This window comes from Pseudolysinimonas kribbensis, assembly GCF_039531715.1.
GTDB classification, from domain to species: domain Bacteria; phylum Actinomycetota; class Actinomycetes; order Actinomycetales; family Microbacteriaceae; genus Pseudolysinimonas; species Pseudolysinimonas kribbensis.
Map to the genome: position 1 here is coordinate 836577 of NZ_BAAAQO010000002.1, position 14783 is coordinate 851359.

Genomic DNA, 14783 nt, shown 5'->3' on the forward strand with positions numbered 1-14783 from the left:
TCATGGCCCGCCCGCGGTTCCACCGGCTCCCCGCCGAGCAGCAACGGGCGATCATGGCCGCCGCCCTCGAGGAGTTCGCAGCCCACGGGTTCGCCGCCGCATCGTTGAACCGGATCATCGATGCCGCCGGCATCTCCAAGGGCTCGATGTACTACTACTTCGACGGCAAGGACGACCTCTACGCGGACGTCATCCGCATGCAGCTGGAGCAGCTTCTCGAGCACTCCGGGCCGATCTCGGTACCCGATCCGGCGGATGCCGACGCGTTCTGGTCAGAGCTCGAGGGCCTCTACCTGCGCCTCATGCGGCGGTTGGGCGAGACGCCGGAGACCGCCGCGCTGCTGCGGGGCTGGCTCACGGGCTCCGGGGGGCCCTCGCTGCGCGAGGCCGAGCAGGAGGCGACCGAGGCGACGACGCCGTGGCTGCTGCAGACGATCGAGGCGGGCCAGCGGGTGGGCGCGGTGCGCACCGACCTCGCCGCCGACCTAATCATCGCTCTCGCGATGGGCATGGGGCAGGCGATGGACTCCTGGCTCATCACCCGGCCGCCGGCCGACCTCGACTCCGCGATCGCCACCCTGATGAGCACGATGCGGCGCGCGCTCAGCCCGCTGTAGCCTGATCCGGTCAGGCGGCCATGCCGCCGGCGCTCGGAAAAGGGGCGCGATCCGGCGGGGCCGGGAGACACATACGGATCGTTCGCGACCGTCACGCGTCGCGATCCCGTCTCTCCCTCAGGAGCGCCATGTCCGGATCGTCATCCACCGTCTCCTCCGCCGTCGCCCGTGCGATCGCCGCGCGGGCCGACGACGTCTTCGGCGTCATGGGCAACGGCAACGCGCACGTCCTCGACGCGCTGACCCGCACGACGGCCCGCTTCACCGCGGTGCGCCACGAGGCCGGCGGCGTGGTGGCCGCCGACGCCTACGCGCGTGCCTCCGGCCGCATCGCCGTCGCCACCACCACGTACGGCCCCGGCTTCGCGAATGCGCTCACGCCGCTGGCCGAGGCGGCGCACGCCCGGATCCCGCTCGTGCTCCTGACCGGCGCGGCGCCGACGACCGGGCCGCGCGGCTGGGACCTCGACCAGCACGCGCTCGCCCTCGCCCTCGGCGTGCCGACCGTGACGGTCGACGCCGCGACGCCGCAGCGGCGCGCGCTCGAGGCCTTCGACCGCGCGGTGCGCGAGCGCATCCCGGTCGTGCTGGCGATCCCGTACGACCTGGCGACCGCGACCGCGGGCGACGAGGAGCCGGTCCCGCCCGACGCGCCGCTCGCGCCGCCGCCGCTCGACGAGGCCGCGAACGCGGGGCTGCGGCGCGCGGCCGCGGTGCTGGCCGCCGCCGAGCGTCCCCACCTGCTCGCCGGGCGCGGCGCCTGGCTGGCCGGTGCCGGAGCCGAGCTGAACCGGCTCGCAGCGGCGCTCGGCGCGACGACGTCGAGCACGGCGCTCGGCCGCGGCCTCTTCGCCGACGCGGCGCACGACCTCGGGGTCACCGGCGGGTTCGGTGACCCGGCCGCCATGGACGCCATCCACGACGCGGATGCCGTGCTCGTCGTCGGCGCCTCGCTCAGCCCGTTCACGACGCGGTTCGGTCGGCTCTTCGGCCCGGCTGCGCACGTGATCCGGATCGACCTCGCCGACGCGTCGAGCGACGAGCGGGTCGACGTGCACATTCGCGCCGATGCACGCGTGGCCGCCGAGGCGCTGACCGAGCTGGTGCGCGCAGGGTCGCCTGACGCGCGCGTCGTGCCCCGGCATCCGGAGGCCGACCCCGAGCCCGACCCCGAGCACGCCGCCGACGGCCGGCTGCACCCGCGCGCCCTCGCGGAACGATTGGCGACTCTGCTGCCGGAGGACCGCATCGTGGTGACCGACGGCGGCCACTTCATCGGCTGGCCGAACACGGCGTGGCCCGTCGCCTCGCCCGAGCGGATGATCATGGTCGGCACCGCCATCCAGACCATCGGCGTCGGGTTCCCGAGCCTCGTGGGCGCGACGCGTGCCCGCCCCGACACGACGATCGTGCTCGCTGCGGGCGACGGCGGCAGCCTGATGGCGCTGGCCGACCTCGAGACCGCGGTGCGCGTCGCCGGCGGCCGGGGCATGGCGGTCGTCTTCAACGACGCCGCGTACGGCGCCGAGGTGCACGCCTACGCCGATCGCGGCGTCGCGGAGGCGGCGACGCGCATCCCGGAGGCGGACTTCGCGGCGCTCGCCACGGCATCCGGTGCGCACGGGGTGGTCGTGCGCGACCTCGCCGATCTCGAACCGCTGCGCACCTGGACCTCGATGCCGCCCGCGGAACGGCCCTTCCTCCTGCTGGACTGCCGCATCTCGCCGCTCGTCGTCGCGCCCTTCTGGCACGAGGTCGTCGCGCAGGGAGCCGGTCAGTCGACGGGCGCCCCGGTCAGAGGCGCGAAGAACGCCGCGAGCTCGTCGGTCGCGTCGAGCGGCAGCACCGCCGACACGTACTGATCCGGCCGCACGACCACGATCGCGCCGTCGCGGTGGATGCCCCGCGCCGCGAAGATGTCGTCGCGCGGGTCGGCGGCATAGACCTTCTCGTAGTCGATGAGCTGGAACGGCCCGCTGCGCGGCAGGAAGACCGCCGGCTCGGCGGGGAGGTCGATCTCGGTGTGCGGCTGCGGGTGCACGACCTTCACGTCGAACCAGTGGTCGCGGTCGAGCCCGGGAGGGGTCGCGGCGAGGGGCGACGCGGGGTCGTCGGCCAGCCATCCGGCCAACCGCTCGAGCGGTGCGCGGTCCGCCGGAGCGAACACATAGATGCGCCACCGCCCGTCGGCCCGGGCGTGATGCCCCAGGTGCACGGGGTTGCCGTCGCACACCCGCACCACGGGCGCGGAGCGGAAGCGCCGGCCGATCGGAAAGCCGGTCGCGATCTCCTGGTGACGCGTGTCCGCGACGATGAGCGACGGGGCGTACCGGGTCAGGAAGCCGGCCGGGAACTCCGCGGTGCGCACGTAGAAGTCCTCGAGCTCGGTCGGGTCGGCCAGCTCCTCCGGCCGCGCCGCCATGAGGTTCGACCACTCCCGGTCGAAATCGATCAGGTCCTGTGCGATCACCCGACGCTCGGCGTTGTAGGTGGCCAGCAGCGACGCGGGCGCGCGCCCCTCGAGCACGTGCCCGAGCTTCCACGCGATGTTCCAGCCGTCCTGCATCGACACGTTCATGCCCTGGCCGGCCTTGGCGCTGTGGGTGTGGCAGGCGTCGCCCGCGATGAACACCCGCGGCGTGCGGCGGTCGCGCTGCTCGGGCGGCACGTCGTCGAACCGCTCGGTGATCCGATGCCCGACCTCGTAGACGCTGTGCCAGGCGACGTCCTTCACGTCGAGCGTGTAGGGGTGCAGGATCTCGTTCGCCTTCACGATGATCTGCTCGATCGTGGTGGCCCGCACCGCGGCCTCGTGGCCCTCGCGCACCTCGCCGAGGTCGACGTACATGCGGAACAGGTGCCCGCCCTCGCGCGGGATCAGCAGGATGCTGCCGGCCTCCGACTGGATCGCGCATTTGGTCCGGATGTCGGGGAAGTCGGTCACGGCAAGCACGTCCATGACGCCCCACGCGTGGTTCGCCTGCGTGCCGTCGAGGGTGCAGCCGATCGCCTCGCGCACCCGGCTGCGGGCCCCGTCGGCGCCGAGCAGGTAGCGCGCGCGAATGGTGCGCTCCTCGCCCCCGCCCGTGGCGGCACTGCCACCGTCGGCGATCCGGACGACGCGCGCGTGCACCGGATGCTCAGCGTCGTCGGTGAGGTCGAGGCCGACGAGTTCCCAGCCGTAGTCGGGCGTCATCCGGGTGGGGGAGTTCGCCATCACCTCGGCGAAGTAGTCGAGCACGCGTGCCTGGTTGACGATGAGGTGCGGGAACTCGCTGATGCCGGTCGGGTCGTCGATCGGCCGCGCCGTGCGCACGATGTTCGACGGGGCGGCGGGGTCGGGCTTCCAGAACGCCATCTCGGTGATCCGGTAGGCCTCCTCGGTGATCCGGCCGGCGAAGCCGAAGGCCTGGAACGTCTCGACGCTGCGGGCCTGGATGCCATCCGCCTGCCCGATGACGAGCCGGCCCTCGCGGCGCTCGATGATCCGCGTCGTGATGCCGGGGAACTGCGACAGCTGCGCGGCGGCGATCATGCCCGCGGGCCCCGTGCCGACGATGAGCACGTCCACCGTGTCGGGCAGCTCCGCGGGCCGGTCGATGCCGGTGCCCGCCGCGGGCTGGACCCGCGGGTCGCCCGACACGTACCCGTGATGGTGAAACTGCATCGTCGCCTCCTGCGGGGATCATATACAATCGCCGCTCGGGTCGTATACGATCTCGTCCGAGGAGGCGCCGTGGCCGAGCAGCTCCCGCGACCGGGCAAGGTCGTCGCGGTCCACCTGAACTATGCGAGCCGGGCCGCGCAGCGCGGCAGGACGCCGTCCCAGCCCTCCTACTTCCTGAAGCCCTCCAGCTCGCTCGCCGAGAGCGACGGCACGGTCGAGCGCCCGGCGGGCACCGAGCTGCTCGGGTTCGAGGGCGAGGTGGCGATCGTGATCGGCACCGCCGCCCGCCGCGTCGCCCCCGCCGACGGCTGGCGTCACGTCGCCGCGGTCACCGCCGCGAACGACCTCGGGCTCTACGACCTGCGCACCGCCGACCGGGGATCGAACCTCCGCTCCAAGGGGGGCGACGGATTCACCCCGCTCGGGCCGCGGCTGATCGACGCGGCCGACGTCGACCCGGCCGCGCTGCGCGTGCGCACCTGGCGCAACGGCGAGCTGGTGCAGGACGACGACACGTCGCACCTGCTCTTCGACCTCGGCCGCCTCGTGGCCGACCTCAGCCAGCTGCTGACGCTCGAGCCCGGCGACGTCATCCTGACCGGCACGCCGGCCGGCGCGAGCGTGGCCGTGCCCGGCGACGTTCTCGAGGTCGAGGTGGATGCGCCCACCGCGCCCGGCGCGCCCACGAGCGGGCGGTTGCGCACCACTGTCGTCGAAGGCGACGTGCCGTTCGGCGACTTCGGCGCCGCGCCCTCGATCGACGACGAGCAGCGCGCCGAGGCGTGGGGCAGCAGGGAGGCGGCCGGCCTCGCACCCGGATTCGAGCTGGCCCCCGAGCTGCGGGCCGCCCTGCTCTCGGTGTCGACGGCGACGCTCAGCTCCCAGCTGCGCAAGCGCGGCTACGACGACGTCGCGATCGAGGGCGTGCACGGCGTCGTGCCGGGCCGTCGCATGGTCGGGCGCGCCCGCACGCTGCGCTTCGTGCCGTACCGCCCCGACCTCCACGCCGCGCACGGCGGCGGCTTCACCACGCACAAGCGCGCGTTCGACACGCTGCGCGCGGGCGAGGTGCTCGTCATGGAGGCCCGCGGCGAGCTCGGCACCGGCACGGTGGGCGACATCCTGGCGCTGCGGGCGCAGCGGCTGGGAGCCGCGGGGATCGTGACCGACGGCGGCGTGCGCGACACGGCCGCCGTCGCGGCGATCGACATCCCGACCTTCGCCGCGGGCTCGCACCCGGCGGTGCTCGGCCGGCGGCACGTGCCGTGGGATGCCGACATCACCATCTCCTGCGGCGGCGCCGCCGTGCAGCCCGGCGACGTGATCGTGGGCGACGACGACGGGGTGATCGTGATCCCGGCGGCGCTCGCGGTCGAGGTGGCGCGCGACGCGGTCGAGCAGGAGCGCGAGGAGGCGTTCATCGCCGAGCAGGTCGCCGCCGGCGCATCGGTCGAGGGCCTCTACCCGATGAACGCCGAGTGGCGGAGACGCTACGGGTCATGGCAGAGCTGATCGCGGCGCCCAGCAAGTCGCGGCTGGCGTACGACTGGATCCGGAGCCGGATCGCCGACGGTCGCCTCCCGCCCGGCACCCGCCTGGTGCTCGCGGCCGTCGCCGGCGAGCTCGGCGTGAGCGCGGTGCCGGTGCGCGAGGCGATCCGGCTGCTGGAGGCCGAGGGTCTCGTCACCTTCGAGCGGAACGTGGGGGCGCAGGTCGCCCTGGTCGACGAGGGCGAGTACGTCGCGACGATGCAGGTGCTCGGCATCGCCGAGGGTGCCGCGACCGCGATCTCGGCTCCATGGGTGACGGCCGACGATCTCGACCGCGCCGCGGCGATCAACGCGCGCCTGGAGGCGATGCTCGCCGACTTCGACCCGCACGCCTTCACCCGGCTGAACGCCGAGTTCCACGCCGTGCTGTTCGAGCGCTGCCCCAACCCGCAGTTGCTCGCCATCGTGCGCCGCGCCTGGGATCGCCTGGCCCGGCTGCGCGACTCGACCTTCAGCTTCGTGCCCGAACGCGCGGTGGAGTCGGTGCGCGAGCACGTCGGCATCCTCGAGCTCATCCGCGCCGGGGCGCCGGAGCTCGACATCGAGCTCACCGCCCGTGCACATCGCACCCGCACGGTCGACGCGCTCCTCGCGTACCAGGCGCTGCACCGCCACTGACCCGGGAGGGAGCACCATGCCGTACCGCACCGATCCGCGCACCCTGCGCGGCTCGATCGCGCCGCTCATGACGCCGTTCACCGCCGACGGCGAGGTCGACCACGAGAGCCTCGCCAACCTCGTGCGCTGGCAGCTCGCCCACGGCACGCACGGCCTGTCGATCGGCGGGTCCACCGGCGAGCCGAGCGCGCAGAGCACCGACGAGCGGGTCGCCGCGATCGCGACCGTGCTGGAGGCATCCGGGCACCGCGTGCCGGTCGTGCCCGGCACCGGCAGTGCACGGCTCGACGAGACGATCGAGCTCACCGCGCGCGCCGTCGAGCTCGGCATCGACGCGGCGCTCATCATCACGCCGTACTACGCGCGGCCCACGCAGGAGGCGCTCTACGTCTGGTACCGGACGGTCGCGGCCGAGTTCCCCGACCTGCCGATCCTCGCCTATAACGTGCCCTCGCGCACCGCGGTCGACATCGCGCCGGAGACGATCGCGCGGCTGTTCCGCGACGTCGAGAACTTCGTCGGCGTGAAGGAGACCACGCGCGACTTCGAGCACTTCAGCCGTGTCATCCGGCTGTGCGGACCGGACCTCGTGGTCTGGTCGGGCATCGAGCTGCTGTGCCTGCCGCTGCTCGCGCTGGGCGGCGCCGGATACCTGAGTGCCACCGCGAACATCGCGCCGGCCGCGCACGCGCGGATGTACGAGCTGTGGATGGCGGGTGACGTCGAGGGCGCGCGCGCCATCCACTACGGGCTGCACCCGCTCGTCGACCTGCTGTTCGTGGAGACCAACCCCGCGCCCGGCAAGTGGGTGCTCGAGGAGCGCGGGCTGATCCGCTCCGGCGCCGTGCGTCCGCCGCTCATCCCGCCGACCGACGCCGGCGTCGAGCGGATGCGGGTCTACCTCGAACAGGGCGCCGACTACCTGACGCCGGTGGACGGCTTCGAGATCGGGGACCGCGGATGACGCCGCACCACGTGCCCGCCGGGCTGCCGGATGGCATCCGGCACTACATCGACGGACGCGTCGTCGACAGCGTCGACGGCGGCACCTTCGAGGTGCTCGATCCGGTGACCAACGAGCCCTACGTGCGCGCGGCGGCCGGCACCGCGGCGGACGTCGACCGCGCCGTCGAGGCCGCGACGCTCGCGTTCCGGCAGGGGCCGTGGCCGCGGATGAAGGCGCGCGAGCGCGCCCGCATCCTGAACCGGATCGCCGACGCGGTCGAGGCGCAGAACGACCGGCTGGCAGAGCTGGAGACCTTCGACACCGGCCTGCCGATCACCCAGGCGCTCGGCCAGGCGCTGCGGGCGGCGGAGAACTTCCGCTTCTTCGCCGACCTGATCGTCGCCCAGTCCGACGACGCGTACCAGGTGCCGGGCGCGCAGCTGAACTACGTCCACCGCAAGCCGATCGGCGTCGCGGGGCTCATCACGCCGTGGAACACGCCCTTCATGCTCGAGAGCTGGAAGCTCGCGCCCGCGCTGGCATCCGGCTGCACCGTCGTGCTGAAGCCGGCCGAGTTCACCCCGCTGTCGGCCAGCCTGTGGGCGGGCATCTTCGAGCAGGCCGGCCTGCCGCCGGGCGTCTTCAACCTCGTCAACGGGCTCGGCGAGGAGGCCGGCGATGCGCTGGTGCGGCATCCGGGCGTCCCGCTCATCTCGTTCACGGGCGAGAGCCGCACCGGGCAGCTGATCTTCGCCAACGCGGCGCCGATGCTCAAGGGCCTGTCGATGGAGCTCGGCGGCAAGTCGCCGGCCGTCGTGTTCGCGGACGCGGACCTCGACGCCGCGATCGACTCGACGCTGTTCGGGGTGTTCTCGCTCAACGGCGAGCGCTGCACCGCCGGCAGCCGGATCCTCGTCGAGCGTCCGGTCTACGACGAGTTCCTGGAGCGCTACGCCGCGCGCGCCGCGAACATCGTGGTCGGCGATCCGTACGACCCGGCCACCGAGGTCGGCGCGCTCGTGCATCCGGAGCACGTCGACAAGGTCATGGGTTATGTCGAGCTCGGCAAGAGCGAGGGTCGCCTGCTCGCCGGCGGAGGGCGGCCGCCGGGCCTCGAGACCGGCAACTACGTCGCGCCGACCGTGTTCGCCGACGTGGCACCGGATGCCCGGATCTTCCAGGAGGAGATCTTCGGCCCCGTCGTGACGATCACCCCGTTCGACACCGACGACGAGGCGCTGGAGCTCGCCAACGGCACGCGCTACGGCCTCGCCGCCTACCTCTGGACCACCGATCTCGAGCGCGCGCACACCTTCGCGCACCGCGTGGAGGCCGGCATGGTCTGGCTGAACTCGCACAACGTGCGCGACCTGCGCACCCCGTTCGGCGGGGTCAAGGCGTCCGGGCTCGGGCACGAGGGCGGCTACCGCTCGATCGACTTCTACACCGACCAGCAGGCCGTGCACATCACGCTCGGGCCGGTGCACACCCCGAGGTTCGGAGTCCGGCGATGACCATCCCCTTCGACATCGTGCGGTGCGCCTACGCCGAGCTCGTCGTGACCGACCTCGCGGCGGCGCGGGCGTTCTACGTCGACGTGCTCGGCCTCGTGGTGACCGAGGAGGACGAGAACGTCATCTGCCTCCGCACCCTGGAGGAGTTCATCCACCACAACCTCGTGCTGCGCCGGGGGCCGGTCGCGGCCGCCGCCGCGCTCGCCTTCCGGGTGCGCACGCCGGAGGACGTCGATCGCGCGGAACGGCACTACCGCGACCTCGGATGCCGCACCGAGCGCCGCGCGTCCGGCTTCGTGCCCGGCGTGGGCGACGCGGTGCGCGTGATCGACCCGCTCGGGTTCCCGTACGAGTTCTTCTTCGAGGTGGAGCACGTCGAGCGCCTCGCCTGGCGCTACGACCTGTACACGCCCGGCGCGCTCGTGCGGCTCGACCACTTCAACCAGGTGACGCCCGACGTGCCGGCGGGGCGCGACTACCTGGAGAGCATCGGGTTCCGCGTCACGGAGGACATCCAGGACGCGGACGGCGTCACCTACGCCGCGTGGCTGCACCGCAAGGACACCGTGCACGACACCGCGCTCACCGGCGGCGACGGCCCGCGCCTGCACCACATCGCGTTCTCGACCCACGAGAAGCACAACATCATCGCGATCTGCGACAAGCTCGGCGCCCTGCGCCTGAGCGACGTCATCGAGCGCGGCCCCGGCCGGCACGGCGTCTCGAACGCGTTCTACCTCTATCTGCGCGATCCGGATGGGCACCGCGTCGAGATCTACACGCAGGACTACTACACGGGTGACCCCGACAATCCGGTCGTCACCTGGGACGTGCACGACAACCAGCGCCGCGACTGGTGGGGCAACCCGGTCGTGCCGAGCTGGTACACCGAGGCCTCCCTCGTGCTCGACCTCGACGGCGAGCCGCAGCCGGTCGTGCACCGCGAGCAGCCGAGCGAGCTCGCCGTGACGATCGGCGCCGACGGGTTCTCGTACACCCGGGAGGGCGACACCGAGAAAGGGTTCAAGCTCGGTCAGCAGCTCTGAGCGTGGTCGGGCGCGCTCAGATCACGGTGGCACCGCCGTCGGCGACTAGTTCCAGGCCGTTGACGTAGCTCGAGTCGTCCGACGCGAGGAACAGCGCGACCGACGCGATCTCCTCGGGCCGGCCCATCCACCGGCGCGGGATCACGGACTCGAAGGCCGCCTTCATCTCCGCGTCCATCACCTGCTCCAGTACGGGCGAGTCGACCTGGCCCGGGGTCAGGACGTTCACGCGGATGTTCCGGTCCCGAAGCTCCGACACCCAGGTGCGTGCCAGGGCGAGCTGCACGGCCTTGCTCGCCGCGTACACGCCGAAGCCGGCGTACCCCTTGAGCGACGCGTTCGACCCGGTCATGAAGATCGACCCTCCGTCGTTGAACAGCGGCAGCGCCTTCTGGACGGTGAAGACCGTGCCGCGCGCGTTCAGCCCGAAGATGGCGTCGAAGTGCTCCTCGGTGATCTCGCCCAGCCTGCTCTGCTCGCCGATCCCGGCGCTCGCCCACAGCACGTCGATGGAGCCCGCCTCCCGCTCGACCGTCGCGAACAGCCGGTCCAGGTCCCCGAGGTCGGCCGAGTCGGCCTGGACGCCGATCGCGTCGTGCCCGATCATTTCGAGCGCGCGGTCCAGCGCGTCCTTCCGCCGGCCGGTGATGACGACGCGCGCGCCCTCGTCGGCGAACAGCCGGGCGCCCGCCAGCGCCATCCCGCTCGTCGCGCCGGTGATGACCGCGACTTTGCCCTCGAGCTTCCCCATGATCACTTGGCCCCGAACGCGACGTCGAACCCGCTGCCGTTGCGCGCCAGCCCCATGAGCAGGATCGCCGCCCACTCCAGGGCGTGGGTGGATTCCATTCCTCCCGCATCGAGCGGCCGGATGCCGAGGCTCTCCAAGAACTCCGCGAAGCGCTGCCTGGACTCGGCGTCGCCTCCCGCGAAGAAGATGTCCAGCGGCCCGTCAGCGGCGAGCACGCCGCGGAAGACGGTGTTGAACGCCTTGATGACCCGGGTGCTCGCCGGGGCGGCGCCGGCGATCTGCTGCGAGACCGAGTCGCCGGGGGAGGTGACGACTCCGCTCGCGTCGGGGTTGAAGGGGTTGGTGATGTCGATCAGGATCTTGCCGGCCAGGGCGTCGCCGTACTGCGCGACCACGTCGAGGGCACCGGTGTGAAGGACCGCCAGGACGACGATGTCGCCCACCGGTCGTGCGCCGAAGGTCCCCACCGTCGCCCCGTCGCCGATCTGATCGGCGAGCGCCTGGGACTTCGCGGTGTCGCGGCTCATCACCTCGACGGTGTGGCCGTGCTGCGCCGCTCGGCGGCCGATCGCGCCGGCCATGTTGCCCGAGCCGATGATGCTGATGGTGGTCATCTCGTGTACTCCTCGTCGTTCTCCGGTGGACCGGATGGTCGCCATGCGGCCGGCCTCAAAGGTGAGGCTCCCCTCCGGTTACAGGTCCCAACCGGAGGGGTGCCTCACCTATTCCACGATTCCGCAGTAGATTCGACCGGTGAGCATGACGGAGGCCGACCGCGCACGTGCGCCCCGTCGTCGCGATGCCCGGGAGCGTCGCGACAAGCTGCTTGCCGCCGCACGCAGCGAGTTCGCCGCGCGCGGCGTGGATGCCTCGTTGGAGCGGATCGCGCGAAACGCGGGTGTCGCGATCGGAACCCTCTACCGCCACTTCCCGACCCGCATGGACCTGCTCCTCGCCGCGTTCGAGCCGCGCCTGCAGGAGTTCCTCGGCGACGCCACGGAGGTCGCGGAGCTCGACGATCCGTGGGACGCGTTCGTCCGCTACCTCGAGAACCTGTTCCGGGCGCAGGCCGGCGATCGCGGGTTCAACGACTTCCTCTCCCGACGCTTCCCGGGCAGCCCGGAGACGGAGCGCATCCACGACGAGCTGTGCCACCAGATCGGGCGCCTTCTCGCCCGGGCCCAGGACGCCGGCGAGGCGCGACCCGACATCACGCTCGCCGACATCGTCACCCTGATCTGGTCCAACGGCCGGATCATCGACGCGACCGCCGCCACCGCGCCCGACGCCTGGCGACGCCACCTGCACCTCATGCTCGACGCCTACCGGGCCGAGCGGGCGCATCCGGTTCCCGAGCCGCCGTTGACCGAGAAGCAGCTCTACGACGCGATGGTCGACCTCAGCAAGGCCGACTGACCGGCTCCCTCGGGCCGGTCCGTCAGGCCGGCAGGGCCAGACGGGCCCCCGGGGTGCCGACGACCTCGCCGTCGCGGCGCACGCACAGCACGTCGACGGGCATCGTCGCGGTGACCTCGTCGCAGGTCTCCTGACCGCCGGCGAGGATGGCGGTCGCGAGCACGTCGGCAGTCACGATGTCGGCCGCGAGCACGGTGACCTGGTCGAAATCGGGGCGGGGTCCCCAGACGTGCTCGCCGCGCTCGGAGACGCCCGAGGTCGCGATCGCCCGGTGGGGGGCGGAGATCGCGACGGCGGTCAGCAGCCGACGGCGATCCGCCGGGTCCGCGATGCCGATCGTCTGCTCCGCGCCGTCGGACAGGCGGGTCAGGATGTCCCCACCGCATCCGATGCTCCAGGTCGTCGCGCCGGCGTGGTCGAGGGCCGTTCCCGCGTCGCGGATGGCGAGCGCCTTGACGACGCCGGAGAGGTCGACGACCCCGTCCGGCCGATGCGGGGTGAAGGCACCGTGCGTCGCCGACCTCCAGCCGAGGGCCAGCTCGTAGACATTGCGCAGCTCGGCGCCCGCGGCGAGGAGCGCCAGGCGGCCGTCGGCGATCCTGCTGATCTCGCTGTCCGGTCGGTACAGGCTGAACCTGCGGTCGAACGCCGCGAAGACGCCCTCCACCTCGCGCAGGACGTGCCGCGCAATCGGTGCATCGGCGTGGATCGACACCACGGTGCCCATCGTCGAGAAGACGTGCCAGGCAGTCATCTAGGCGGCCTTGTCGAGCGCGGACTGCAGCGAGGTGAGGTAGCCCCGGCTGGTGAAGGTGGCTCCCGAGATCATGCTGACCTTCGCGGACTGCGCCTGCAGGACCTCCCTCTTGAGCAGCGGGACCGCCTGGCTGTTGATCCGCTCGGAGCGACCGTCGTACGCCTGAAGCGTCGGCGTCGCGACGTCGCTGATCCTGCCGCTCGCGACCACGATCGACACCTGGACCTCGCCGTACGGCGTCTGCACCGACGCCCCCGTGAAGGTGCCGTCCTTGAGCGTCGACGACGCCGGGCTCCCGCTGCCCGACCCGGAGCTCCCGGAGGTCGGGGCGCCGTTCGAGCCGGAGCCCGCCGTTGCGCCGGTCGGACCCGTTGACGTCGTCGTCGCCGGGTGGCCGAGCGCCGCCGCTCCGATCTGCCACCCGATGATGAGGACGGCGGCGGAGGCGAAGACACCACCGAGAGTTCCCCGCGTGCTCATAGTTCGAACCTCTCCCGGTGGATGTGGGCGGACGCGACGCCGCGATGGTGGGCTTCGTGCTCGACGGCATCGGCCCAGCTGTCGGGCCCGCAGATGTAGACCTCGGAGTCGTCGAGGTGGGGAAAGGCGCTGCGCATCGACACCCCGCGGTGCGCGTCGGCGGCGGACAGCCAGCTCGAGGAACCGGATCCCCGCCGGCCGATCGACACCCAGGCGTTCCAGCCGCGGTCCTGGCACAACCGCAGGATCTCGTCCCAGAGGAAGAGGGATCGGGGATCCGAGGCCCGCACGATCACCGACACCATTCCCCGACCGGCGTCGAGCCGCTCGAGCAGGGCCCGGGCCGGCGTCACGCCGATACCCGCCGCGAACACGGCGACCCGTTCCCTGCCGCGGGCCGCGTCGGTGAAGATCCCGTACGGCCCCTCGAAGGTCACGGGGGTGCCGTGCCGCAGCGACGCCTGGAGGGCCCGCGTCCCGTCACCGAGCTCCCGCACCGTGATGCGCGCGGTGCGCGACGTCGGCACCGACGAGAGCGACAACGGGTGGGCGTGCCACCAGGTGCGACCGGTCCAGAACCGCCAGGTGAAGAACTGGCCGCCCTGCGCCCCGAGCCTGTCGAGATCGCGGCCACGGAGGTGGATCGAGATCGCGTCGGGCGCGATCCGCTCGACGCGATCGACGACGATCCGGTGCCGCATGCTCTGCACCGCCGGCTCGACGAATCGGAAGGTGACGATCGCGCCGAGGGCGAGCACGTAGAGCGCGATCCAGTAGACGCGCTGGGGCGTGTCCGCGGCGAAGACGGTGCCCTGGCTGAACTGGTGCGGCAGGGCCGTGAGCACCGCAGCATAGGAAAGCAGGTGGATGAGGTGCCACACCTCGTAGCGCAGCTTCCGCCGCACCGCGACCAGCGAAGTGACGATCACGGCGACGAACAGGCCCAGCGAGAGGTACGCGATCGGCATGTCCTGTGCGCCGATGAGCGACGCCGTCTCGGCGACGATGTTCGCCCGGTCGGCCCACGCGTACCCCAGCGTGAGGAGGACCCCGTGCGCGAGCAGGAGGTAGAACGCCGGCTTGCCGAGCTGCCGATGGACCGCCATCGCCCGGTCATGCCCGATCGTGCGGTCGATGAGCGGGACACGGGCTGCGAGCACGAGCATCACGAGCACCAGGTCGCTGCCGACCAGGCCCGCCACGATTCCTCCAGCGGTCAGCAGGTCCCCGATGCCGGCGAGCGCGACGCCGTGGGTGAGGTACATGGCGACGGCGAGCGCGGCGCTGGCCCAGGCGACCACCGTCAGCAGATCCGCGCGGCGGAGACGGCGACGATGGCGGAGCGCACGACCGGCGGCCGGCGCGGCGGCCGACGTCAGCGCGGGGGCGGTGATCGCGGAAGCCATGGACGACATGCTCCG

General features: G+C 72.4%; 14 protein-coding genes. 8 read left to right on the forward strand and 6 right to left on the reverse strand.

Annotated features, from left to right (window positions below; genetic code table 11):
• The first annotated feature begins 2 nt into the window (after nucleotides 1–2).
• Both ABD285_RS04785 and ABD285_RS04790 read left to right on the forward strand, forming a co-directional pair.
• The gene (locus ABD285_RS04785; protein ID WP_344200739.1) at nucleotides 3–617 is read left to right on the forward strand and encodes a TetR/AcrR family transcriptional regulator; all 615 of its coding nucleotides are present in this window, start codon (nucleotides 3–5) and stop codon (nucleotides 615–617) included.
• A gap of 128 nt (nucleotides 618–745) precedes the next feature.
• Nucleotides 746–2479, forward strand: a complete 1734-nt coding sequence (locus ABD285_RS04790; protein ID WP_284254134.1) for a thiamine pyrophosphate-binding protein — start codon at nucleotides 746–748, stop codon at nucleotides 2477–2479.
• On the opposite strand, the gene ABD285_RS04795 is transcribed toward ABD285_RS04790, so the two are convergent.
• Nucleotides 2392–4284 carry an FAD-binding monooxygenase gene (locus ABD285_RS04795; RefSeq protein ID WP_284254135.1) on the reverse strand — a complete coding sequence of 631 codons (1893 nt, stop codon included), beginning with the start codon at nucleotides 4282–4284 and terminating at the stop codon, nucleotides 2392–2394. The genes ABD285_RS04790 and ABD285_RS04795 overlap by 88 nt on opposite strands.
• A gap of 69 nt (nucleotides 4285–4353) precedes the next feature.
• Between ABD285_RS04795 and ABD285_RS04800 the strand changes: the two genes are divergently transcribed.
• Genes ABD285_RS04800 through hpaD form a run of 5 tightly spaced genes read left to right on the forward strand, consistent with a single transcriptional unit; the run spans nucleotide 4354 to nucleotide 9958 of the window.
• Nucleotides 4354–5796, forward strand: coding sequence for a fumarylacetoacetate hydrolase family protein (locus tag ABD285_RS04800; protein WP_344200741.1), 1443 nt, complete (start codon nucleotides 4354–4356; stop codon nucleotides 5794–5796).
• On the forward strand, nucleotides 5784–6452 hold the full coding sequence (locus ABD285_RS04805) for a GntR family transcriptional regulator (protein ID WP_284254136.1): 669 nt from the start codon (nucleotides 5784–5786) through the stop codon (nucleotides 6450–6452). The genes ABD285_RS04800 and ABD285_RS04805 overlap by 13 nt, the downstream gene beginning before the upstream one ends.
• Nucleotides 6453–6468: 16 nt before the next feature.
• A complete protein-coding gene (gene dapA, locus ABD285_RS04810; RefSeq protein ID WP_284254137.1) occupies nucleotides 6469–7416 on the forward strand; it encodes a 4-hydroxy-tetrahydrodipicolinate synthase in 948 nt (315 codons plus the stop codon).
• A complete protein-coding gene (gene hpaE, locus ABD285_RS04815) occupies nucleotides 7413–8912 on the forward strand; it encodes a 5-carboxymethyl-2-hydroxymuconate semialdehyde dehydrogenase (RefSeq protein WP_284254138.1) in 1500 nt (499 codons plus the stop codon). The genes dapA and hpaE overlap by 4 nt, the downstream gene beginning before the upstream one ends.
• Entirely contained in the window at nucleotides 8909–9958 is a 1050-nt protein-coding gene (gene hpaD, locus ABD285_RS04820) for a 3,4-dihydroxyphenylacetate 2,3-dioxygenase (protein WP_284254139.1), read from the forward strand. The genes hpaE and hpaD overlap by 4 nt, the downstream gene beginning before the upstream one ends.
• A gap of 16 nt (nucleotides 9959–9974) precedes the next feature.
• Here the strand turns inward: hpaD and ABD285_RS04825 are convergent, their stop codons facing one another.
• Nucleotides 9975–10709 carry an SDR family NAD(P)-dependent oxidoreductase gene (locus tag ABD285_RS04825; protein ID WP_284254140.1) on the reverse strand — a complete coding sequence of 245 codons (735 nt, stop codon included), beginning with the start codon at nucleotides 10707–10709 and terminating at the stop codon, nucleotides 9975–9977.
• A gap of 2 nt (nucleotides 10710–10711) precedes the next feature.
• Entirely contained in the window at nucleotides 10712–11323 is a 612-nt protein-coding gene (locus tag ABD285_RS04830; RefSeq protein WP_344200744.1) for an NADPH-dependent F420 reductase, read from the reverse strand.
• A gap of 145 nt (nucleotides 11324–11468) precedes the next feature.
• Here ABD285_RS04830 and ABD285_RS04835 point away from each other — a divergent pair, with 145 nt between their 5' ends.
• Complete coding sequence (locus ABD285_RS04835; RefSeq protein ID WP_284255675.1) at nucleotides 11469–12125, forward strand: TetR/AcrR family transcriptional regulator; 657 nt, start codon at nucleotides 11469–11471, stop codon at nucleotides 12123–12125.
• 22 nt (nucleotides 12126–12147) lie between these two features.
• Here ABD285_RS04835 and ABD285_RS04840 read toward each other — a convergent pair whose 3' ends face one another.
• Genes ABD285_RS04840 through ABD285_RS04850 form a run of 3 tightly spaced genes read right to left on the reverse strand, consistent with a single transcriptional unit; the run spans nucleotide 12148 to nucleotide 14768 of the window.
• Complete coding sequence (locus tag ABD285_RS04840; RefSeq protein ID WP_284254142.1) at nucleotides 12148–12879, reverse strand: FAD:protein FMN transferase; 732 nt, start codon at nucleotides 12877–12879, stop codon at nucleotides 12148–12150.
• On the reverse strand, nucleotides 12880–13362 hold the full coding sequence (locus ABD285_RS04845) for an FMN-binding protein (RefSeq protein WP_284254143.1): 483 nt from the start codon (nucleotides 13360–13362) through the stop codon (nucleotides 12880–12882).
• A complete protein-coding gene (locus ABD285_RS04850; protein ID WP_284254144.1) occupies nucleotides 13359–14768 on the reverse strand; it encodes a ferredoxin reductase family protein in 1410 nt (469 codons plus the stop codon). Before ABD285_RS04850 ends, ABD285_RS04845 begins: the two co-directional genes overlap by 4 nt.
• Between the last annotated feature and the right edge of the window lie 15 nt (nucleotides 14769–14783).

Coding starts and splice junctions, on each gene's coding strand:
- hpaD (WP_284254139.1), top strand. CDS start 8,909: ATGACCATCCCCTTCGACATCGTGCGGTGCGCCTACGCCGAGCTCGTC.
- ABD285_RS04840 (WP_284254142.1), bottom strand. CDS start 12,879: ATGACTGCCTGGCACGTCTTCTCGACGATGGGCACCGTGGTGTCGATC.
- ABD285_RS04850 (WP_284254144.1), bottom strand. CDS start 14,768: ATGGCTTCCGCGATCACCGCCCCCGCGCTGACGTCGGCCGCCGCGCCG.
- ABD285_RS04795 (WP_284254135.1), bottom strand. CDS start 4,284: ATGCAGTTTCACCATCACGGGTACGTGTCGGGCGACCCGCGGGTCCAG.
- ABD285_RS04835 (WP_284255675.1), top strand. CDS start 11,469: ATGACGGAGGCCGACCGCGCACGTGCGCCCCGTCGTCGCGATGCCCGG.
- ABD285_RS04790 (WP_284254134.1), top strand. CDS start 746: ATGTCCGGATCGTCATCCACCGTCTCCTCCGCCGTCGCCCGTGCGATC.
- ABD285_RS04785 (WP_344200739.1), top strand. CDS start 3: ATGGCCCGCCCGCGGTTCCACCGGCTCCCCGCCGAGCAGCAACGGGCG.
- ABD285_RS04825 (WP_284254140.1), bottom strand. CDS start 10,709: ATGGGGAAGCTCGAGGGCAAAGTCGCGGTCATCACCGGCGCGACGAGC.
- ABD285_RS04830 (WP_344200744.1), bottom strand. CDS start 11,323: ATGACCACCATCAGCATCATCGGCTCGGGCAACATGGCCGGCGCGATC.
- ABD285_RS04845 (WP_284254143.1), bottom strand. CDS start 13,362: ATGAGCACGCGGGGAACTCTCGGTGGTGTCTTCGCCTCCGCCGCCGTC.
- hpaE (WP_284254138.1), top strand. CDS start 7,413: ATGACGCCGCACCACGTGCCCGCCGGGCTGCCGGATGGCATCCGGCAC.
- dapA (WP_284254137.1), top strand. CDS start 6,469: ATGCCGTACCGCACCGATCCGCGCACCCTGCGCGGCTCGATCGCGCCG.
- ABD285_RS04805 (WP_284254136.1), top strand. CDS start 5,784: ATGGCAGAGCTGATCGCGGCGCCCAGCAAGTCGCGGCTGGCGTACGAC.